Annotated in this window: 6 protein-coding genes; 3 read left to right on the top strand and 3 right to left on the bottom strand. The window is 73.1% G+C overall.

From position 1 onward, the window contains the following. Positions 1-103: 103 nt before the first annotated feature. Both OG766_RS02200 and OG766_RS02195 read right to left on the bottom strand, forming a co-directional pair. Positions 104-313 carry an MbtH family protein gene (locus OG766_RS02200; protein WP_266377079.1) on the bottom strand — a complete coding sequence of 70 codons (210 nt, stop codon included), beginning with the start codon at positions 311-313 and terminating at the stop codon, positions 104-106. Next, positions 310-19377: a non-ribosomal peptide synthetase gene (locus OG766_RS02195; protein WP_328724408.1), complete on the bottom strand. Its 19068-nt coding sequence runs from the start codon at positions 19375-19377 to the stop codon at positions 310-312. Before OG766_RS02195 ends, OG766_RS02200 begins: the two co-directional genes overlap by 4 nt. Before the next feature lie 186 nt (positions 19378-19563). Here OG766_RS02195 and OG766_RS02190 point away from each other — a divergent pair, with 186 nt between their 5' ends. Genes OG766_RS02190 through OG766_RS02180 form a run of 3 tightly spaced genes read left to right on the top strand, consistent with a single transcriptional unit; the run spans position 19564 to position 22623 of the window. Further along, a complete protein-coding gene (locus OG766_RS02190; protein WP_266377086.1) occupies positions 19564-20601 on the top strand; it encodes a FecCD family ABC transporter permease in 1038 nt (345 codons plus the stop codon). Between the two features lie 2 nt (positions 20602-20603). Continuing rightward, positions 20604-21719, top strand: a complete 1116-nt coding sequence (locus OG766_RS02185; RefSeq protein WP_328724407.1) for a FecCD family ABC transporter permease — start codon at positions 20604-20606, stop codon at positions 21717-21719. A gap of 4 nt (positions 21720-21723) precedes the next feature. Beyond that, a complete protein-coding gene (locus OG766_RS02180) occupies positions 21724-22623 on the top strand; it encodes an ABC transporter ATP-binding protein (protein ID WP_328724406.1) in 900 nt (299 codons plus the stop codon). Between the two features lie 39 nt (positions 22624-22662). Here OG766_RS02180 and OG766_RS02175 read toward each other — a convergent pair whose 3' ends face one another. Continuing rightward, positions 22663-23610: a methionyl-tRNA formyltransferase gene (locus OG766_RS02175; RefSeq protein WP_266377092.1), complete on the bottom strand. Its 948-nt coding sequence runs from the start codon at positions 23608-23610 to the stop codon at positions 22663-22665. Between the last annotated feature and the right edge of the window lie 66 nt (positions 23611-23676).

Genomic DNA, 23676 nt, shown 5'->3' with positions numbered 1-23676 from the left:
GACCGGAAGGCCCGGAGAGACCGGAAGGACCTGGAAGGCCTGACAGAAGGGGCGGGGCCACGGGGAACTCCCCGTGGCCCCGCCCCTTCTCCGTTGCCCCGCGTCAGCCGCCCATCGACTCCTGGAGGCTCTTCGGGCGCATGTCGGTCCAGTTGGCCTCGATGTAGTCCAGGCACGACTGCCTGCTCCCGGGCCCGTGGACCACCCGCCAGCCCGCCGGGACCTCGGCGAACTCGGGCCACAGGCTGTGCTGGTCCTCGTCGTTGACGAGGACGGAGTAGACGCCGTCCTCGTTCTCGAACGGGTTCGTCATCGTGATTCTCCTCGGTGCGGGTGTACGGACTTCTCGGTACGGCCACGGGCGGCGGCGCGGTCCACCAGGGACTCCAGCGCCCGGAACCAGGTCTCGGCGAGATCCTGCACCGCCTCCCCGGACAGCACGCCTTCCGGGTACGACCAGTGGGCGGCGAGGACCGGTCCACCGGCCCGGTCCTCGGTGACGACGTTGACGGTCAGCGCGTGCCCTTCGCGCATGTCCGGCTCCGGGCCGATGTCGGAGACCTCCTCCTCGGGGGCGTAGGACCAGTCGGTCTCCTCGGGGATCCCGAAGCGGCCCAGATAGTTGAACTCGATCTGTGGCACGGCCAGTTCCGCCAGGACCGGCCCGGTGCGGGGATTGAGATGCCGCAGCATGCCGTACCCGGCACCGTTCGCGGGCAGCGAGCCGAGGTGCTCCCGGACCCGCCGCAGCGCCTCGTCGACGGCGTCGCCGCCGGCGAGCGCGCCCGGCAGATCGACCGGGCCCGGGTCCAGCCGGACGGGGAAGACGCTGGTGAACCAGCCGACCGTACGGGACAGATCGGCGTCGTCCCCGGCCAGTTCCTCCTCGCGGCCGTGCCCCTCCAGGTCGACCAGGACCGCGGTGCCGCTGCCGCCGTCGTGGCGGCGACGCCAGTCCGCCACCGCGAGTGCGAGGCCCGTCAGCAGCACATCGTTGACGGTCGCGCCGAACGCGGCCGGCACGGCCGACAGCAGCGGTCCGGTCCGTTCGGCGGGCAGCCGCAGCGCCACCTCCCGTACCGTGCCCGCCGTATCGAGGGCCGGGTCCAGCGGCCGCTTCAGCGGAAGCGGCTCCACCGCGTCCAGGACCTCGGTCCACACCGCCAGTTCGGCCTCCCGCGCCGGGTCCCGGGCCAGCTCGGTGAGCGTCCGCGACCAGCGGGCGAACGACGTTCCGGCGGGCTCCGGCGCGGGCGACCGGCCCTCGGACACATCCGCCCAGGCGGCCGCGAGCTCCGGCAGCACCACCCGCCAGGAGACACCGTCCACGACCAGATGGTGCGCCATCAGCAGCAGCCGTCCCGGCCGGTCCCCGGCATCGAACCACACCGCCACGACCATCAGTCCGGCGTCCGGGTCCAGCGCCGAACGGGCGGTACGGGCCCGCTCCGCCACGGCCGCCCGCAGGGCCCCCTCGTCCATCCCGGCCACATCGACGCGCTCGATCCAGGCGGCGGCGTCCACCGCACCGGCCGGCGGAACTTCGAGGGACCACGCCTCACCGCCCGCGCGGACCAGCCGGGCCCGCAGCATGTCGTGCCGGTCGGCCAGCGTCTGCAGCACGGCGGCCAGCTTCGGCAGGTCCAGCTCCGTAGGCGTCCGGACGAGCGCCGACTGGTGGTAGCTGCGGAACGGGCCGCCCAGCTCCCGCAGCCAGTGCATGACCGGCGTGAGCGGGACGGTGCCCGTACCGTCGTCGCCGGCCGGGGCGGAGCCGGTGGCCTCGGTCAGTCCGGTGGCCACGGTCGCCAGGCCCGCCGGGGTCCGGTGGCGGAACACCAGCCTCGGCGTGATCCGCAGGCCCGCGGCACGCGTCCGGCCGACCAGTTGCATGGCGACGATGCTGTCACCGCCGAGGACGAAGAAGTCGTCGTCGGCACCGACCCGCTCCAGTCCGAGGACCTCGGCGAACACGGCACAGAGGATGCTTTCCACCGGTGTGCTCGGCGCGCGTCCCGACGAGATCGCGGAGAAGGCGGGCGCGGGCAGCGCGCCGCGGTCCAGCTTGCCGTTGGCGAGCTTGGGCAGCGCCTCCAGGAGCACGACCGCCGCGGGCACCATGTAGTCCGGAAGCCGTTCGGCGACGTACGCACGCAGCGTCGCCGCATCCGCATCCGCATCCGCATCCGCAGCCGCAGCCGCAGCCGCATCCGCGCCCGCATCCGCCGACCGTCCGGCCGCGGGGACCACATAGGCCACCAGCTGCTTCCGGGGCCCGTCCTGGCGGGCCGTCACCACGGTCTGCCCGACCGCCGGATGGCCCGCCAGGACGGATTCGACCTCGGCCAGCTCGACCCGGAAGCCGCGGATCTTCACCTGGTCGTCCGCCCGGCCGAGATAGTCCACCTGCCCGCCGGGGGTCCAGCGGGCCAGGTCCCCGGTCCGGTACAGCCGGGAGCCCGGCGCACCGAACGGATCGGCCACGAACCGCTCCGCGGTCAGCGCCGGATCGTGGAGATAGCCCCGGGCCAGACCGCCGCCCGACAGATACAGCTCGCCCGTCACACCCGGCGGCACCGGCTGCAGCCGCTCGTCGAGGACATGGGCGCGCGTACCGGCCACGGCCCGGCCGACGAGCGGTCGTTCACTGTCCCGTACCCGCGCGACCAGCGCGTCGACGGTGGACTCCGTCGGCCCGTACAGATTGAACGCCTCGGTGCCCCGCAGCCGGCGAAGCCGCTCCCACAGCGCCGTCGGCACGGCCTCACCGCCGACACCCACGACGGCGAGCGGACACCGGTCGTCCCGTACGAGTCCGGTCTCGGTCATCTGGGCGAAGAACGACGGCGTCACCTCGAGGAAGTCGAAGCCGTGCGCCACGACGGCCGCCGCGAGCAGCTCCGGGTCGCGCCGGGTCTCCTCGGACACCACATGCACACAGTGCCCGTCCAGCAGCCACAGCTGCGGCTGCCAGGAGGCGTCGAACGAGAACGACCAGGCGTGCCCGGCGCGCAGATGACGCCTGCCGGTGGCCTCGACCGCCGGCGCGTACAGGGTCTCCCGGTGGCTGTGGAACAGATGGCCCACCGTCTCGTGGGTGACGACCACGCCCTTCGGGCGGCCCGTGGAGCCGGACGTGTAGATGAGGTACGCGGGGTGCCACGGGGTCAGCGGACCGCCGCGGTCGCCGTCGCAGAGGCCGCCCGGGTCCTGGGCGGCCAGCCGCTCCAGGGTCTCCGGTGCGTCCAGCAACAGGACCGGCACCGCAGGGGCCGTGGGCAGGACGTCCGCGAACTCCCGGGTGGTGAGCGTCAGTACGGGCCGGGCGTCGTCGAGCATCCCGGCCGTCCGCCCCGCCGGCGCGTCCGGATCGAGCGGCAGATACGCGGCGCCCGCCTTGTGCACGGCCAGGACGGCCACCATGAACGCGGCGGTACGGGGCAGGGCCAGGGCGACGAACCGCTCGGGCCCCGCGCCGTGGGCGACCAGCAGCCGGGCGAGCCGGTTGGCCTCGGCATCGAGCGCGGCGTACGTCAGCTCGACACCGTCGGAAGCCACCGCGGGGGCGTCGGGCGACCTGCGCACCTGTTCCTCGAACAGCGCGGGAACGGTGGTCGCAGGGCCCGCCTGCGGCCGGTCGTTCCACTCGTGCAGGACGCGGTGGCGCTCGGCCTCGCCCAGGATGTCGATCCCGCTCACCCGGGTGTCCGGGTCGGCGGCCACGGCACGCAGGATCCTCAGCAGCCGCTCCGCGAAGGAATCCGCGGTCGCCCGGTCGAACAGGTCGGTGCTGTACTCCAGCACCCCGTCCACGCCGTCCCCGCCGGCCCGTTCCACGAAGTCGAAGGACAGGTCGAACTTGGCCGTGGACTGCCCGACCTCCTCCCGGCGCGTACGCAGTCCGGGCAGCCCGGGCTCCTCCCCGCCGGCCGTCAGATACACCACCATCACCTGGAACAGCGGATGCCGCGCGAGCGAACGCGCCGGGTTGAGCACCTCCACCAGCCGCTCGAACGGCACGTCCTGGTGGTCGAACGCGGCCAGGTCGGCCTCCCGCACCCGGCCCAGCAGTTCACGGAACGTCGGGTCGCCGGAGGTGTCGGTGCGCAGCACCAGCGTGTTGAGGAAGAAGCCGACCAGTTCTTCCAGCGACCGGTCGGCGCGGCCCGAGATGGGGCTGCCCAGCGGGATGTCGGTGCCCGCGCCGAGCCGCGTCAGCAGGGCCGCCACGGCGGCCTGGACGACCATGAACATACTGACGTCGCAGGACCGCGCCAGCCGTCGCAGCTCCCGCGCCTGCTCCGCGCCGATCGACAGATCCGCCGTGCCGCCGGCGTACGTGGCCTCCAGCGGCCGTGGCCGGTCGGTGGGCAGCACCAGCTCCTCCGGCAGCCCGGCGAGGGCCTGCCGCCAGAAGCCGAGCTGACGGAACGCCAGGCTTTCGGGGTCCTTCTCGTCACCGAGCACCTCGCGGTGCCACAGCGTGTAGTCGGCGTACTGGACCGGCAGCGGCGCCCACTCGGGTGCCCGTCCCGCCGCACGCGCCGCGTAGGCGGTGGCCAGGTCACGGCTCAGCGGCAGGTCCGACCACTCGTCACCGGCGATGTGGTGCAGCAGGAGCAGCAGCACGTACTCCTGCTCACCCGTCTCGAACACGGTGACCCGCAGAGGGGGTTCGCGATCCAGCGCGAACCCGTGCGCCGCCGCCTCGGCGAGCCGGGCGGCCAGGTCCTCACCGCCCACCCGCCGCAGCTCCACCGGGATGTGCGTGGCGTCCAGGTCCAGGACCAGCTGGTACGCCCGGCCGTCCGCCTCCGGGAACACCGTCCGCAGCGTCTCGTGCCGCTCGGCCAGATCCTGCACGGCGGCCCGCAGCGCCCCGGCGTCCAGGGCGCCCGAAAGCCGCCAGGCGGTCGGGATGTTGTACGTGGGGCTCGCGCCCTCCACCTGGTAGAGCACCCACAGCCGCTGCTGTGCCGACGACAGCGGCAGCCGTTCCGGACGCGTGCGTGCGGTCAGCGCCGGCCTCGCCGCGCTCCTGGCCGCTCCCTCCAGCCGCTCACCCAGCCGGGCGGGGGTCGGCGCGTCGAAGACGTCACGCAGCGACACCTCCACGTCCAGGGCCGAACGGATCCGGCTCACCAGCCGCATCGCCAGCAGCGAATGACCGCCGAGGGCGAAGAAGTCGTCGTCGAGACCGGCCCTCGGCACGCCCAGCACCCCGGCGAACTCCTCGCACAGGATCTCCTCGCGCGCCGTGCGCGGCCTGCGCCCCGAGGACCGCGCCGCGGCGGTGAAGTCGGGAACGGGCAGCGCCCTGCGGTCGAGCTTCCCGTTGGGCGTCAACGGCAGGGCGTCCAGGGCGACACAGGCCGCCGGGACCATGTGCGCCGGGAGAACGGCCGCCGCTAGCCGGCGCAGCTCCGCCCCGTCGGCGGTGTGGCTCGCAGCCGGGACCACGTAGGCCACCAGCCGCTGGTCGTACGCGACGACGACGGCGTGGGCCACGGACGCGTGCCGGGCGAGCACCGCCTCGACCTCGCCCGGCTCCACGCGGAAGCCACGGATCTTGACCTGGTCGTCCGTGCGGCCCAGGTACTCCACGACACCGTCGGCGCTCCACCGGGCCAGGTCTCCCGTGCGGTACATCCGGGCGCCGGGCGGACCGTACGGATCGGCCGTGAACCGCTCCGCCGTCAGACCGGGGTTGGCCAGGTAGCCGCGCGCGAGCTGGACACCGGCCAGATACAGCTCACCCGCCACACCCGGCGGGACCGGGCGCAGCGCGGGGTCGAGCACGTACACCCGGGTGTTCCACACCGGCCGGCCGATCGGGACCGTCGCCGCGCCACGGAGGACCGGGACGGCGGTGACGTCGACCGACGCCTCCGTGGGCCCGTAGAGATTGTGCAGTTCGCTGGCGTGCAGCACCTCGTGGAAGCGTCCGGCGAGGACGGGGGGAAGCGCCTCGCCGCTGCACATCACACGGCGCAGACCGGTGCATCCGGCGGTGGCCGGCTCCTCCAGGAACGCCTGGAGCATGGACGGCACGAAGTGCGCCGTCGTGACGCCCCGGTCCTGGACGAGCCGCGCCAGATAGCGCGGGTCCCGGTGCCCGTCCGGTGTGGCGAGCACCAGCGTGGCCCCGGTGATCAGCGGCCAGAAGACCTCCCAGACGGACACGTCGAAGCTCAGCGGGGTCTTCTGCAGCACCCGGTCGGCGGCCGTGAGCCCATAGGTGTCCTGCATCCACAGCAGCCTGTTGACGATGCCCGACTGCGGGACGACGACGCCCTTGGGCCGCCCGGTGGAACCGGACGTGTAGATCACATAGGCCGGGTGCGCGGGGTCGTACGACCGCGGCAGCTCGCCCGGTACGCCCTCGGGCAGCCGGTCCCTGATGACGCACACCGGCCCGGCGTCCGCCAGCATGAACGCGGTCCGCTCGGCCGGGTACTGCGGGTCCAGCGGCAGATACGCCGCCCCGGCGCGGTGCACCGCGAGGAGCGCCACCACCAGGTCGGCCGAGCGCGGCAGCGCGACCGCGACCGTGTCCTCAGGGCCGACGCCCATCCCCGCCAGCACCCGGGCCAGTTCCTCGACACGGGCGTCCAGCTCGGCGTAGGTGATCCGTTCCGCGGCCCGCCCGTCGTCGTCCTCGCCGTCGACGAGGAGGGCGGTGGCGTCCGGCGTACGGGCCACCTGGGCCCGGAACAGCTCCGGAAGCGTCGTCGCAGGGATGTCGCGCGCGGTGTCGTTCCAGCCGTTCACCACACGGTGGTGCTCGTCCTCGGCCAGCAGATCGAGCCGGCCCACGGGCAGGCCCGGTTCGGCCGCGATCCGGTCCAGCAGGGTGAGCATGCGCGCGGCCAGCCGGTCGGCCGTGGCGGCGTCGACGAGGTCCGTCGCGTACTGCAGCAGCAGCACCAGCCGCCCGGACTCGTCCACGAAGGTGAAGTGGAGGTCGAACTTGGCCATCCCGGTGTCCATGTCGAACCACTCGGTCGGCAGCCCGAACACCTCCGGATCGCCGTCCGGCCGGTAGTGATAGCCGAGCATGACCTGGAACAGCGGATTGCGGCCCGCCACCCGCGCCGGATTGACGGCCTCGACGACCCGGTCGAACGGCAGGTCCTGGTGCTCGAAGGCCTCCAGGGCGGACTCCCGTACCCGGCCCAGCAGTTCGGCGAACGACGGATCCCCGGACAGATCGGTCCGCAGCACCAGCGTGTTGACGAAGAAGCCGACGAGATCGTCCAGTGCCGTGTCGTTGCGGCCCGCGATCGGCGCACCGAGCGGAATGTCGTCCCCGGCGCCCAGCCGGTGCAGCAGCACCGCCGTCGCCGCCTGGAACAGCATGAACATGCTGGCGCCCCGCTCGGCCGACAGCTCACGCAGTGCGCCCGCGGTCGCGGCCGGGAGCTCGACGCGCACACTGCCACCGGCCCCCGTGGGCGAGGCCGGGCGTGGCCGGTCCAGCGGCAGCGCCAGCTCCTCGGGCGCGCCGCGCAAGGCCTCGGTCCAGTAGGCGAGCTGCCGTTCGGCGGCCTCCTCCAGCAGCCGGTCCTGCCACAGCGTGTAGTCCGCGTACTGCACCGGCAGGGGTGCCCACCGCGGCGCGCGCCCCGCCGCCCGCGCCGCGTACGCCGCGTTCAGATCGGCGAGGAACGGCCGGTCGGACCACTCGTCGGTGGTGACGTGATGCAGCACCAGGGCCACCACATGATCGGCCGGGCCGACCCTCAGCACCTCGGCGCGCAGCGGCAGTTCGCGGCCGAGGTCGAACGGACGGCGCTGTGCCGCCCGGATCCGCTCCGGCAGTTCCCGCTCGCCGCAGTCGGCGACGGAGAACTCCGGCTCCGCCTCGCCCGGGGCGGCGATCCACTGGTACGGCTCACCGTCCTGCTCCAGGAACCGGGTCCGCAACACCTCATGACGTTCCGACACGTCGGTGAGCGCCGCCCGCAGGGCGTCCAGGTCCAGCTCCCCGCGCAGCCGGAAGACCAGCGGGAAGTTGTACGCGACCGAGCCGCCGTCGATCCGCTCCACCAGCCACAGCCGCCGCTGCGCCGCCGACAGGGGCACCCGCTCCGGCCGCTCGCTCGCCCGGAGCGCCGGGCGCGCCGGCCTGCCCGTGCCGGCGCGCCGCGCCAGCAGCTCGGGAGTGGGCGCCTCGAACAGATCCCGGATGGCCAGCTCGGCGCCGAGGTCCGTACGGGCCCGGCTGATCAGCCGGGTGGCGAGCAGCGAATGCCCGCCGAGATCGAAGAAGTTGTCCTCGGCTCCGGCCCGTGGCAGTCCCAGCACCTCCGCGAAGAGCCGGCACAGCGCCTCTTCCTCGGGGGTGCCTGGGCCGCGCCCCGCCGTGAGCGCGACGGCGGGCTCCGGGTCGGGCAGGGCCCGTACGTCGAGCTTGCCGTTGTCGTTCATCGGCAGTCGCGGCAGGACCACGAAGGCCGCGGGCACCATGTAGCCGGGCAGCTCCCGCCCGAGGTCCTCGCGCAGCCGCCGGACCAGCGCACCGCTGCCACGGGCCGTCGTCGGCGTGTTGGCGTACCCGGCCCGCTCGCCGCCGCGCAGATACAGTCCGCCCGACACCCGGAAGCCCTGGCACGGCACGTCCCGCAGGAACACGGCGTCGAAGTGGCCGGCCTCGTCGGACCACGTGGTCAGCGTGCGGTAGCCGATCCCGGCCGCGAGCTCGCGCACCGCGTCCGGTTCCACCCCGCCCGCGTCCCCCCGGTACAGCCGGCCCTCCTCCAGTGCGCGCAGGGCGGCCAGTTCGTCCGCCGTACGGGCGTCGGGGATGCGCCGGACCCGCAGCCGCTCGGGGCGCCTGTCGTCCAGATACGCGGCGAGCGCTCCGGCGCCCGCCCAGTCGACCGCCAGGGCGTCGCCGACCTCCAGCGCATGGGCACGGTCGTGGTACAGGACCACGTCGTAGCGGTGCCGGGTCAGCTCGTTGCGGAACCGCCCCGACTTGGTGCGCAGATCGACACCGAAACCGAGCGTGCCGAACCAGTCGGGGTCGACGAGGAGTTCCTTCTCCAGCGCCATTCCCCGGTCCACCGCCCCGCGGACCGCGTCCGGGTCGGCGTCCGCCCCGGCGCGGGTGAGCTGGACGGCGCTCTGGAAGGCCCGGGCCGTACGGAGATTGCGGACATCGCCGATGAACAGCGCACCGCCGGGCACGAGCAGATCCATCGCCCCGTCGATCACCTCGGCCAGATGGTCCAGGCTGGGGAAGTACTGGACGACGGAGTTGATGACGATCGTGTCGAAGAAGCCGGTGGGCAGCCCGTCGGTCACTCCGGCGGGCAGGCACCGCAGTTCGACCTTCGCGGCCAGCTCCGGATCGCGCCGCAGATCCTCCCCGAGCTTGCGGATGACGGGCGCGGCGAAGTCGGTCGCCCAGTAGGCCTCGGCGTCGCGGGCGAGCTGCGACAGCAGCAGCCCGGAGCCGACACCGATCTCCAGGACGCGCCGGGGCCGCAGTTCACGGATCCGCTCGACCGTGGCCGTGCGCCATTCCCGCATGTGTTCCAGCGGGATCGGTCCGCCGTCGTAGGAGCTGTTCCAGCCCGCGAAGTCCTCGGTGAACACGGCGGTGCCGATCTCGGCGTACTCGGCGGAGTAGATCTCCTGCCACTCGCCGATCTGCTCGCGCTCGGCCGCCTGCCGTGCCTCGTCACCGGGTTCGGCCGGGACGACGTACCCGACGAGGCGCTTGGTGCCGGGCGCGCCCGGATCGTCACGGGCGACGACGGCCGCCCGGGACACCTGCGGATGCCGGTCGAGAGCGGTCTCGATCTCGCCCAGCTCGACCCGGTAGCCGCGGATCTTCACCTGGTCGTCGGTGCGGCCGAGGAAGTCCAGATTGCCGTCCGGCCGCCGCCGCACCAGGTCACCGGTGCGGTACATGCGCTCACCCGGTGCGCCGAACGGATCGGCCACGAAACGCTCCGACGTCAGCCCCGGCCGGTCCAGATAGCCGCGCGCGAGACCGACGCCCGCGATGTACAACTCGCCCGGTACGCCGTCGGGGACGGGCCGCAGCCAGCCGTCGAGGATGTGCGCACGGGTGGCACGGATGGGCCGTCCGACGGTCGGTGTCGCGCTGTCGTGCGTGCCGCCGCCGAGCGTGTTGATCGTGTACTCGGTCGGGCCGTACAGGTTGTAGCCGTAGGTGCCGTCCGTGTCCCGGAGCCGGTTCCAGACGGTCTCCGTGACCGCCTCGCCGCCCAGCAGCACCAGCGGCGGCCGGTGCCCCTCCAGCAGGCCCTCCTCGATGAGCAGATGCGCGTACGTCGGGGTCACGTTGACGACGTCGACGCGATGGGCCTCGCAGTACGCGACCAGGGCGGTGGCGTCACGGCGCAGTTCCTCGTCGCAGACGTGCACCTCATGTCCTTCGACGAGCCACAGCAGCTCCTCCCACGACATGTCGAAGGCGAACGAGACGGTGTGCGCGATGCGCAGCCTGCGGCCGCCGGCCGAGGCGATCGCCGGAGCGAAGATCTCCGTCTGATGGTTGAGCTGCATGTTCGTCAGACCGCGGTACGGGGTGACCACACCCTTCGGCCGGCCCGTGGAGCCGGAGGTGTAGATGACGTAGGCGGGGTGCTCCAGGCTGAAGCGGACGCCGACCGGACCGGCCGGCAGCGCCGCCAGCTCGGCCACGGTTCCCGGATCGTCCAGGAGCACACGCGGGAGGTCCCCCTCCAGGGTTTCGGACACCGCGGCCGTCGACAGCAGCAACAGGGGCCGGGCGTCCTGGAGCATCAGCGCGAGCCGGTCGGCCGGATGGTCCAGCTCCAGCGGCAGATACGCGGCACCGGTGCGCAGCACCGCGAACAGCGTCACGACCATGTCGATGGAGCGCGGCAGACCCAGCGCGACGATCCGCTCGGGACCGGCCCCACGGGCCAGGAGCAGCCGGGCCATCCGGTTGCAGCGCGCGTCGAGTTCGGCGTACGTGAGGGTCCGCGCGCCGAAGACGAGCGCCGTCGCGTCGGGAGTGCGGGCGGCCTGGGCGGCGAGCATGTCGGCGACGGTCTCGTCCGGAACGGGGTCGCGGCCCTCCGCGTCCGCCCGGGCGAGCGCGTCCCGTTCGGCGGGCAGCAGCGGATCGAGAGAGCCGGTGCGGGCGTCCGGGTCGGCGACCAGCCGGTCCAGCAGCAGGGTGAAGCGCTCCAGCAGCGTCCGCGCGTACGGGGCGGTGATCAGGTCCTGCCGGTAGGCCAGGGTGATCCCGACCCGCTCGCCCGGGGTGACCACCAGGCTGACCGGATAGTGGGTCGCGTCGACATTGGCCACGGCCGTGGCCCCGTGCCGCTCCCGCAGTCCGGCGAGCCGCTCCTCGGTGTCGGAGTTCCGCAGCACGAAGAGCGTGTCGAAGAGCCGCCGGTGCCCGGTCTCGGCCTGGAGCACGCCCAGACCCAGATACTCGTGCGGCATCAGCGCCAGGCGCTCCGCCTGGATCCGGCGCAGCAGAGCGAGCACCGGCTCGTCCGGGTCGAAGGCGATCCGCGCGGGCACGGTGTTGAGGAACATGCCGATGACGCTCTCGACGTCCGGCACCTCGCTGGGCCGTCCCGCGACCGTCGTGCCGAAGACGACGTCGGTCCGGCCCGTGGTGCTCGCCAGGGCCAGCCCCCAGGCGGCGTTCAGCACCGTGTTGAGCGTCAGGCCGTGCCGCCGCGCCGTGTCCCGCAGCCGCTCCCCGGTCGAGGCCGGCAGCGCGGCGTCGAGACGTTCCGGGATGACGGGCTCGAGACCTCGGTCGGAGACGGCGGGAACGAGCAGCGTCGGCTCGTCGAGACCGTCGAGCGCGGCCCGCCAGGCACGGGTCGCGTCACCGCTGTCCTGACGGTCCAGCCAGTGCAGATAGTCACGGTACGAGCCGGGCATCGGCAGACCGTCCGGGTCGCCCCCGCTCTCGTACAGGGCGAACAGCTCATCGAGGAACAGCCACGCCGACCAGCCGTCCCAGAGGATGAGATGGCGCCCGATGACGAGCCGGTCGCCGCGCTCCTCACCGAGCCGCACGAGCAGCATCCGGAAGAGCAGGGGCCGGGTCAGATCGAAGCGTGAGGTGCGCTCCGCGTCCATCAACTCCGTGAGCCGGAGGTCCTGTTCGGCCGGGCTCAGGCCGGACAGGTCGGCCTCCTCCAGAGGGACCTGCGGGTCGCGCACGATGAACTGCACCGGCTGGCGCAGCCCTTCGCTGGTGAACCCGGCGCGCAGGCTCGGATTGCGCCTGAGCAGCGTCCGTGCGGCCGCGCGCAGCCGGTCGGCGTCGACACGCGCGGCGAAGTCGAAGGACTCGTGGACGGTGTAGACGTCCAGGGCGCTGTCGTCGTACGTGGAGTGGAAGAACAGGCCCTCCTGGAGCGGCGCCAGCGGCCAGACGTCCTCGATCCGGCCCGGTGCCAGCAGCTCCACCCGCTCCCGCTCCTCCGGGGTGAGCACCGGTCCGGACGGCGTGTCGTGCTCCGGTCGCCGCTGCGTGGGTACGGTCGCGGCGGCCGCCGCCAGGGCGGAGGGGGTGCGGTGCTCGAAGACGTCCCGGGGGCTCAGGTCCAGACCCGCCCGGCGGGCCCGTCCGGCGACCCCGATGGAGCTGATGCTGTCGCCGCCGAGCAGGAAGAAGTCGTCGTCGACGCCCGCGTCGTCGAGCTTCAGCACCGCGGCGAAGATCTCGGTGAGCAGCTGCTCGCGCGGATTCCTCGGCGCACGGGCCACCGCGCGGACGGCCCGCGGCGCGGGCAGCGCGGCACGGTCCAGCTTTCCGCTCGGCGTGAGCGGCAGCGCGTCCAGCGCGACATAGCCCGTGGGCACCATCGCCGCCGGCAGCGCGTCCGCGAGGGCGGCGCGCAGCGCGGCGGCCTCCGGCCGTGCGTCCCGGGCGGGCACGACATACGCGACCAGGGCGTTCTCGCGGACCGTCACCGCCGCCTGGGCGACCTCGGGGTGCGCGGCGAGCGCGGACTCGATCTCTCCCAGCTCGATGCGGTTGCCGCGCAGCTTGACCTGCCGGTCGGTACGGCCGAGGTACTCGACGCGGCCGTCCGAGCGCCGCCGCACCAGGTCCCCGGTCCGGTACATCCGGCTGCCGGGCGGCCCGTACGGATCCGCCGTGAACCGCTCGGCCGTCAGCGCGGCACGGCCGTGATAGCCCCGGGCCAGCTGGACCCCGGTGAGATACAACTCCCCGGGCACGCCCGCCGGCACCGGCCGCAGACAGGAGTCGAGCACCCGCAGCCCCGTGTTCCACACCGGGCGCCCGATCGGCACGGTGAGCCCGTCCTCGGTGCCGTCGTACGGGTGGTACGTGACGTCCACCGCGGCCTCGGTGGGACCGTACAGATTGTGCAGCGCCACTCCGGTCAGGGCGTGCCACCTGCCCGCGGCCGCGCCGGTCAGCGCCTCACCGCTGCTGAACACCCGGCGCAGGGACACCGCCCACCCGGGATCCCCGGTCACCTCCTCGGCCTGCAGGAACGCTTCGAGCATCGACGGCACGAAATGCATCGTGGTGATGCGCTGTTCGCGCACCAGCCCGGCGAGGTAGGCCGGATCGCGATGCCCGTCGGGCTTCGCGAGCACCACCGCCGCGCCCTCGATGAGCGGCCAGAAGAACTCCCACACGGACACGTCGAAGCTCGACGGCGTCTTCTGCAGCACCCGGTCGTCCGCAGTGAGTCCGTACTCGCCCTGCATCCACGCCAGCCGGTTGACGACGGCGCGATGACTGACGACGACCCCCTTCGGACGGCCGGTCGATCCGGAGGTGTAGATGACGTACGCGTCGTCGTCGGGCTGTGCCGGGCCGTGCGTCCTCGGCTCCCGACCGGCTTCCCCCGGCCACCGGGCGGCATCCGGCACCGAGGACTCGGACGCCTCTGGCGGGTCCAGGACGACATGGCGGAGCCCGGCGACCTCGGGCAGCCGCCGCGCGGCCGACGCGACGCTCACCACGACCGCCGCACCCGAGTCGCCCAGCATGTACGCGACCCGGTCGAGGGGATAGTCCACATCCACCGGCAGATACGCCGCCCCGGACTTCAGTACTCCGAGCAGTGCCACCATCAGCTCCGGCGACCGGGGCACGGCGACCGCGACGACCGAGCCCCGCCCGGTACCGCCCGCGCGCAACCGCGCGGCCAGCGCCTGCGCCCGGGCGTCGAGTTCCGCGTACGTCAGCGTCACGGCGCCGTGCACGACGGCGACCGCGTCCGGCGTCCGGGCGGCCTGCTCCGCGAAGGCGCGGGCGAGCGTCGTGGCCGGGACCTCGCGCCGGGCACCGTCGAGGCGCGCCTGCGTCAGCTCCCTCGGCGACAGCAGCCCGACCGCCGCGGCCGGCCTGCCGCAGTCCTCGGCGAACGCGTGAAGGACCCGCGACAGCCGTTCCCCGATCGCCCGGACGTCCCCGTCGTCCAGCCGCTGCGCGTGGTGCTTCAGCCGCAGATCGAGCCGGCGGCCCGGCTTCACGACCAGGGCGAGCGGATAGTGGACGGCGTCGTGGAACTCGTGCCCGGTGATCCGGACCGATCCGGACGCGTCGCGCAGATCCGCGTCCGCCGGGTAGTTCTCGAACACGACGAGTGTGTCGAAGAGTTCACCGCTGCCCGCAGGACCGGCGATCCGCTGCACCTCGGCCAGCCCGAGATGCTGGTGGTCCAGGAGCCGGGCCTGCTCGTCCTGCAACCGCGTGAGCAGGCCGGACAACGGGTCGGCGGGCTGCCAGCGGAACCGGGTCGGCAGCGTGTTGATGAACAGCCCGACCATCGACTCGATGCCGTCGACCTCGCCGTCCCGTCCGGAGACCGTCGTCCCGAACACCACGTCCTGCCGGCCGGTCAGCCGGCCGAGCAGCAGACCCCAGGCGGCCTGGACGACCGTGCCGAGGGTGACACCGAGCTCGCGCGCCCGGGCCGCCAGACGCGCGGTGGTCCGCTCGTCCAGTTCGACGCGGACCTGCCCCGGCCGCAGCGGCGCACCGTCCGCCGGGGCGTCGACCAGCCGCGTCGGCTCGTCGAGTCCGGCCAGCGCGGTCCGCCAGGCCTCGCGCGCGGCCTCCCGGTCCTGCCCGGCCAGCCGGCGCAGATACGAGCGGTACGGGGCGACCTCGGGCAGGGGCGAGCCCGCGTCCGCGCCGTACAGGGCCATCAGTTCACGGTGCAGCACGGGCAGCGACCAGCCGTCCGCGACGATGTGATGGAACGTCAGGACGAGCGCGCCACGCTCGGGCCCGTACCGCACGAACGCGCAGCGCAGCAGCGGTGGACGGGCCAGGTCGAAGCCGCGGGCGCGCTCGTCGTCGGCGAGGGCCGCCGCGAGCGCCTCGTGCGCCGAAGGTTCCTGGGCGGACAGGTCCAGCTCACGCCACGGCAGCGGCACACCACGGGTGACGAGCTGCACGGGACCGCTCTCGGCACGCTCCCGGAAGACCGCACGCAGCGGGGCGTGCCGGTCGAGCAGCGCCTGTGCGGCACGCCGCAGCGCTTCGCCGTCCACGGGCCCGGCGAGCTCGACGACCTGCTGGACGACATACGCGTCCGCGTCGCCACGGGCGAGGAGCGAATGGAAGAAGAAGCCTTCCTGGAGCGGGGTGAGCGGCAGCACGTCCTCGACGGTGAGCGGGTCGCCGCCCACGATCCGCTCCAGTTCCCCGTCGGCCAGCCGCACGAGCGGTTCGCCGTCCTCGCCCGTGCCGGTGAGCGACCGGTCGACGGCGACGTCCGCGAGTGAGGCGACCGTGCGGTGCCGGAACACATCGCGCACAGTGAGCCGCACCCCGGCCTTCCTGGCCAGGATCAGCAGCTGGATCGCGCTGATGCTGTCGCCGCCGAGAGCGAGGAAGTCGTCGTCCACGGTGACCGACCGCAGCCCGAGAACCTCGGCGTACAGCCCGCAGAGGAGCTTCTCGCGGTCGTTGCGCGGAGCCCTGCCGGAGCTCAGTGCCCCGTAGTCCGGCACGGGCAGCGCCTTCACGTCGAGTTTGCCGCTCGGGGTCACCGGGAGCGCGCCGAGCGGCACCAGGGCCGACGGCACCATGTACTCGGGCAGCCACTCGGAGGCGTGCGCGCGCAGGGTCTTCATCAGCGCGGTGATGTCGCGGAAGGGTGCGGGCCGGTTGGCGTACGGGAATCCCGGGCCCGGCCGGTACACGGCGCCGAGCGGTTCCTCACCGTCGTCGAGGACGACGTCGAAGGCGCCGTCGTCCGCGTGCCCGCTCCAGGTCACGGCGACCCGGTAACCGTGCTCGGCACCGAGGACGTGGAACACCTCCGGATCGACACCCTCGACGGCGGGCCGGTCGGTGTCCTCGAGGCCCCGCAGAGCCGCGAGGTCCTCGGCGAGACGGCCGTTGGGCACGCCGACGACCCGCACCCGCCGCGGCCGTTCGGCGAGCACCCGGCCGAGGCCGGCGGCGTCGGTCCAGCGGACCTCCCTGGCCGGTACCCGGGCATGCCCGCCCGCGGACGCGGACGCGGACGGGGACGCGGACGTCGGTGCCGACGGGGACGCCGGCGCCGACACCGACCGGGGACGCAGCACCACGTCGTACCGGTACCGGCTCAGCTCGTTGTGGAACACCGCGCGCTTCACCCGGATGTCCGCGTCGAAGTCCGTCAGACCCGCGAAGAAGTCGGGGTCGAGCAACAGCTCGCCCTCCCAGCGCACCGACTGTTCCACCGCAGCCCTCAGCGCGGCCTTCTCGGGCTCGCCGCCGTCCGCGTCCGCCTCGGCCCTGCGGGTCTCCACGGCGGCCCGCAGCACCCGCAGCAGCCGCAGGTTGCGGACGTCGCCGACGAACACGCGGCCGCCCGGGGCGAGCAGCCCCGACACCTTGCGCAGCACGTCGGCGAGATACTCCGCGCTCGGGAAGTACTGCGCCACGGAGTTGATGACGACCGTGTCGAACCAGCCCTCGGGCAGCCCGCGGACGTCATGCGCGGGCAGGGTGCGCAGTTCGACCCGGTCCGCCAGCCCGGGCACCGCCGCGACCTGGGCGCGCAGCGCCCGTACCGCCTCGTCCGAGACGTCCGTACCCCAGTACGCCGCGCAGCCGGGAGCGATCCGGGACAGGACGAGTCCACTGCCCACGCCGATCTCCAGCACCCGCCCGGCGTCGCCCAGTTCGCGGATGCGGTCGACCGTGGCGTCGCGCCACTCGCGCATCTCCTCGACCGGAATGGGCCGGCCGTCGTACATGCTGTTCCAGCCGGCGAAGTTCTCCCGGAATCCGTCGGACCCGGCCGCGCTGTACAGCAGTTCGTGCAGTTCCTTCCACTCCTCGACGACCTGCCCCGTCCCGTCGTGGCCGGAACCGGGGTCGAGCGAAGGGACGACGTAGGCGGCGAGACGCCGGTCGCCGGGCCGGTCCTCGCGGGCGACGACGGCGACCTGGTCCACGGCCGGATGGCGGCGCAGGACGGACTCGATCTCACCCGGTTCGATACGGAAGCCGCGGATCTTGACCTGGCTGTCGGCGCGGCCGAGGAACTCCAGCCTGCCGTCGGCCTTCCAGCGGACCAGGTCGCCCGTGCGGTACAGCCGCTCGCCCGGCGTGCCGAAGGGGTCGGCGACGAAGCGTTCCGCGGTCAGTCCGGGCCGTCCGAGGTAGCCGCGCGCCAGCCCCGCGCCGCCCAGGTACAGCTCGCCGGGCACGCCCACCGGCACCGGCCGCAGCCGCGCGTCGAGGACGTAGGCCCGGGTGCCCGGGTCGGGGCCGCCGATCGGGACGACGGCGCCCGCCGGGGTGTCCGGGTCGCACAGCCCGAGCGTGGAGTTGGTGGTCGCCTCGGTCGGGCCGTACGCGTTGAACATCATCCGGCCGCGCGCGTAGCGGCCGACCAGCTCGGGCGAGACCCGCTCGGTTCCGGCCAGCAGCGTCGCCGTGGGCGGAAGTCGGACGTCGTCGGGCATGGCGGCGAGCAGCGCGGGCGGCAGGATCATGAACGTGATGCCGTGCGCGTTCGCGTAGTCCGCCAGCGGTGCGCCGGGCACCCGCCGCTCGGACGGCACGACGACGAGCCGGCCGCCGGACAGAAGCCCCAGGCACAGGTCCCAGAACGCCACGTCGAAGCTCGGCGAGGCGAACTGCAGGACCCTGCTGTGCGGTCCGATGCCGAAGCGCTCGGTCTGGGTGGCGACGAGCTTGGCCACTCCGCTGTGCGCGAGGACGACGCCCTTGGGCCGCCCGGTGGACCCGGAGGTGTAGATGACGTACGCGGCGCTCAGGACGCCGAGCGGAGCGCCGCGGTCGGTGTCGGTGGGGTCGTGGACGGGCCGGGCGGCCAACTCGGCCGCGGTCTCCGCCGTGTCCAGCAGAACGAGCGCCGTCCCGTCGCGGGCCGGCAACTCCTCGGCCGTCTCGGCCGTGGTGACCAGACAGACCGGACCGGCGTCCGCCAGCATGTACGCGATCCGGTCCGCCGGATAGTCGTGGTCGATCGGCAGATAGGCGGCGCCCGCCTTCAGCACGGCGACCTCGGCCACGATCAGCTCGGCCGAACGGGGCAGCGCGAGGGCGACGATCCGCTCGGGACCGGCGCCGCGCGCGAGCAGCGCATGGGCGAGCCGGTTGGCCCGGGCGTCGAGTTCGGCGTACGTCAGCCGCTCGTCCTCGAAGACCAGCGCGATCGCGCCGGGGCGCGCGCGGACCTGCTCGGCGAACATCGCGGGCCAGGTGGCGAGGGGCACGGAGTGCCCGGTCGCGTTCCACTCCGCCACGACGCGGCGGTGTTCCTCCGCCGTCATCGACTCCAGGGCTCCGACGGGCACTTCCGGCCGTGCCAGGCCATCGGCGAGGAGGGTCGCGTACTGCCCGAGGAGCCGGTCGACGGTCGCGGCCTCGAAGAGGTCGGACCGGTACGTCGCCCGCACCTCGCCGTCGGGGGAGACCTCCAGCACCAGATCGAGCGGACCGGGCGCGTCCCCGGCCGGCCGGGCGGCGGTGCCGAACGCGGTGTTGAAGAACAGCCCGCCGCCCCGGGTCGCTTCCGGCTCCAGCGCCTCCACCAGCTCGGCCGGTGGGATCCGGTGCGCGCGTGCGCCGTCGCAGGCGTCCGTGACCCTGCGTACCAGTTCGCCGAAGGTCGGTTCCGCGGCGAAGTCGACGCGCACGGGCAGCGATTCATGCCCGACGGTGATCTCCGGCGCGCCGCTGCAGCGGTGCAGCACGGCCGCGTACGCCGCGAGCAGTGCCTCGTCCGTGGCGGTCTCGGCCGGCGTGATGCGGCCGATGCGTACCGACCGTTCCCCGGCCGGTTCGACCGGATACGGACGGTCCGTCGGCAACGCCGTCTCTTGGGGGAGCGGGTCGAGCAATTCCCGCCAGTACGACACGACTTCTTCGGAACCGGACACGGTGGCCGAGCCTCCCCAGTCTGTCGGAGCCGGCTCGCAGAAGCCGGGGTCGGCGCCATAGTAAGGTAAGGGTTACCTAATCCAATAGGGGATCCCACGCGAGATCCCCGAGGGCTTTCTCCGTCGGTGGGCAGCGCGCTGGTCACTGCTCTACAGTTAAGGGCTGCCTAACCTAAGGAAGTTGACGTGGAGAGCTCGGTGATCCGGGCGCGACGCCCCCGCGCGGTGCTCCTCGTGGGCCTGCCGGGCGCCGCCCTTCTCGCCCTGTGCGTCCTGTCCATGGTCTCCGGAGCTCTGAGCGTGCCCCTCACCCAGGTGTGGGACACCCTCTTCGGCCACGCGCCGAGCACCCGGATCGAGAACGTCATCTGGTCCGTGCGTGTCCCGCGGACCGTGCTCGGGCTGGCCGCGGGCGCGGCGCTCGGACTGTCCGGATCGCTCATGCAGGCGCTCACCCGCAATCCACTGGCCGACCCCGGCGTGCTGGGCGTCACCGCCGGCGCGGCCTTCGCCATCGTGTTCGCCGTCGGTGTCCTCGGGCTCGGATCCGTCTACAGCTACATCTGGTTCGCCTTCGCCGGCGCGTTCGCCGCGAGCCTGCTCGTCTATCTGCTCGGCGGACTGGGCCGCTCCGGTACGACGCCGGTCAAGCTCGCGCTCGCCGGAGTCGCCGTCACCTCCCTGCTGTTCTCCCTGACGAGCGCCGTCGCCCTGACCGACCCGGACGCGCTGAACCGCTACCGCTTCTGGTCCGCCGGCTCGCTCGCCGGCCAGAGCGACCACGTCCTCGGCCAGGTCCTGCCGTTCCTCGCCGTCGGCGCCGTGCTCGCCCTCGCCTGCGCGCCCGCCCTCAACAGCATGGCCCTCGGCGACGACGTGGCCGCCTCACTGGGTCTGCGCACCGGCCTGGTCCGCGTCCAGGGCGTCCTCGCGGTCACCCTGCTCACCGGCGGAGCCGTCGCCGTCATCGGCCCCGTGGTCTTCGTCGGCCTGGTCGTCCCCCATCTCGCCCGGATCCTCGCCCAGTACGCCGGAGTCGGCCCGGACCACCGCTGGCTGCTGCCGCTGTCGGCCGTGCTCGCCCCGAGTCTGCTGCTGGCCGCGGACATCGTCGGACGGCTCCTCGCCCGACCGGTGGAGATCCAGGCCGGCATCCTCGTCGCCTTCATCGGCGGCCCGTTCTTCATCGCGATGGTCCGCCGCCGACGACTCGCGGAGCTGTGAGCATGACCGATCTGCTGCCTGCCGAATCGTCCGGCCCCGCACCGGGCCCCGCCCCCGGGCGGACATCCGCGCGGACCCCTGGGCGGATCACGTTCCGGCTGTCCGTCCCGCCCGTCTCCGGTGTGCTGCGACCCCGGCTGGTCGTGGTGTCCCTCGTCCTCGCCGCCGCCGGCTTCCTGGCGTTCTGCTTCGGCATGACCTTCGGCGACATCCCGTTCACCGTGACGGAGGTGATGCAGGCCGTCGTGGGCACGGGCGACCCCGGAACCGTCCTCATCGTCGAGGAGTTGCGGCTGCCCCGCGCCACGGCCGCGCTGCTCGTCGGGATCGCCTTCGGGATCTCGGGCGCGCTGTTCCAGACGATGACGCTCAACCCGCTGGCCAGCCCCGACATGATCGGCATCACCCAGGGTGCGGGCGCCGCGGTCGTCGCCGGGATCGTGCTCGGCCAGGACGCGGGACTCAGCACCCAGACCCTCGGCCTGCTCGGCGCGCTCGCCGCCGCGCTGCTGGTGTACGCGCTGGCCTGGAAACGCGGGACGACGGGCTACCGGATCGTCCTCGTCGGGATCGGCGTCGCATGGATCTGCACCAGCATCACGGACTACCTCATGGCCAGGGGCGGGCAGTTCCAGGCCCAGGCCGCCCTCGGCTGGCTCGTCGGCAATCTCAACGGCCGCGGCTGGGACCAGGTCGGCCCGCTCGCCGCGGCCATGGCCGTGCTGGTGCCCGCCTCGCTGCTGCTCGGCCGCCGGCTGCGCACCCTGCAACTCGGCGACGACGTCGCCAGGGGCCTCGGGACGGCCGTCCAGCCGGTCCGGCTGGCCGTGCTGCTGACCGGTGTCGGACTGGTCGCCTTCGGCACCGCGGCGGCCGGCCCGGTCGCGTTCGTGGCGCTCGCCGCGCCGCAGATCGCGCAACGACTCGCCCGTACCGCCTGGCCGCCGCCCGTCGCCTCGGGGCTCACCGGAGCGCTGATCGTGCTCGTCGCCGACCTGATCGCACGGAAACTGATCTCCGGTACGGAGCTTCCCGTCGGAATCGTCACCGGAGTGCTCGGCGCTCCGGTCCTGCTCTGGCTGCTCGTCCGCGCCAACCGCGCCGGCTCAGGAGGGTGAACACATGTCATCGGACACCACCAACGCGGTCCACCCGGCCGGCCCCCTCGGCCCCGCCGTCCTCGACGCCGGGGCCGGGCCCGATCTGCGCGCCGAGGGACTGCGGCTCGCCTACGACAGCCGAGTGGTCGTCGACGGCCTCGACGTGGCCATACCGCCGGGCCGGATCACCGCGATCGTCGGCGCCAACGCATGCGGCAAGTCGACGCTGCTGAGGGCCCTCGCCCGGCTGCTGGCGCCGCGCGCCGGCACCGTACGGCTCGACGGACGCTCGGTGCAGTCCATCCCGACCCGTGAACTGGCCCGGCGCCTCGGCATCCTGCCGCAGTCACCGGTCGCGCCCGAGGGCCTGACCGTCATCGACCTCGTCGGCCGGGGCCGTTCGCCGCACCAGACCTGGTGGCGGCAGTGGTCCACCTCCGACGAACAGGCGGTCCACGAGGCGCTGCGCGCCACGGCCATGACGGACCTCGCCCACCGCGCCGTCGACGAACTCTCCGGCGGGCAGCGGCAACGGGCCTGGATCGCCATGGCCGTGGCCCAGGAGACACCGGTCCTGCTGCTGGACGAGCCGACGACCTATCTCGACCTGGCCCATCAGATCGACGTCCTCGACCTCATCACCGATCTCAACCGGCACGAGAACCGCACGGTCGTGATGGTGCTGCACGACCTCAACCAGGCCTGCCGGTACGCCGATCACGTCATCGCGATGAAGTCCGGCAGGATCGTCGCGCAGGGCGGCCCTGGGGACGTCATCACGGCACGGACCGTGGAGGAGGTCTTCGGCCTCCGCTGTCAGGTCGCCCAGGACCCGGTCAGCGGAACACCGATGATCATCCCCATCGGACGGCACCACGACGATGCCTCGGAACCGGTCGCGGCCACCGGGACGGCGGGCTGACCGCGACCGGCCCCGAGGGGCTCAGGGGGTTCAGTGGGTTCAGGGGCGGGGCGTCAAGTACCCGCCCATGGTGCGGAAGTAGTCCGTCGCGGCGTGCTCCTCGCCGTCCTCGGTGCGCACCTTCTCGACCACCAGGCCGTGGCGGCGGCCCGACCTCGCGTCCGCTCCGGCGACGATGACGACCCCGTCGCCCTCGCGGATGAAGATCCGGCCCGGTGTGCCGCCGTAACGGCCCTGGGAGACGGCCGCGGAGACGATCCGTATGCGCTCTCCGCGGTGATGCGTGAAGGCGTTGGGGTACGGGTCGGACTGGGCGCGGACGAAGCGCTCCAGATCCTCCGCCGGCCAGCTCCAGTCGATCCTGCTGTCCTCGATCGACCGCTTGTGGAAGAAGCTGGCCCGGCTGCGGTCCTGCGGCGTCCAGACCGCCGTACCGGACTCGATCCGTTCCAGGGCGTCGACCACGATCGGGCCGATGAGGTCGACCGTCCGGTGGAAGAGGTCGGTCGCGGTGTCCCGGGGCCCGACGGGGACGGAGCGCTGCAGCACGATGTCGCCCATGTCCAGGTCGGCGTCCATGCGGTGGGCCGTCACACCGACCTCCTTCTCGCCGTTGATCAGCGCCCAGATCAGCGGGGAGAAGCCCGCGTACGCCGGGAGCAGCGAGTCGTGGACGTTGAGGGTGCCGTGCGGCGGCAGATCGAAGATCTCCGGAGGCAGCCAGGTCCGCCAGTTGTTCGCCACGATGATGTCGGGCGCCACATCCCGCAGCACACGCAGGAGTTCGTCGTCACCCGGCCGGTTGCGCAGCAGCACCGGCACTCCGTGCTTCTCGGCGAGATCGGCCACCGAGTCGTCCCAGATCTTCTCGTAGGCGTGGTCGCTCTTCGGGTGGGTGACGACGGACACGACTTCGTGCTCGGAGTCCAGCAGAGCCTGCAGCGTGCGATGACCCCAGGTCTGGTAGCCGAACATGACGACCCGCATGGAACCCTCCTCAGACATTGCAAGGTAAGGCTAACCTTATCTAACATGTGCCTGCTTAGGGAGGCG

This window comes from Streptomyces sp. NBC_00259 (assembly GCF_036181745.1).
Classification (GTDB): domain Bacteria; phylum Actinomycetota; class Actinomycetes; order Streptomycetales; family Streptomycetaceae; genus Streptomyces; species Streptomyces pratisoli.
The sequence above is the reverse complement of the archived record's forward strand: the minus strand, read 5'-3'. Positions and strand labels throughout refer to the sequence as shown.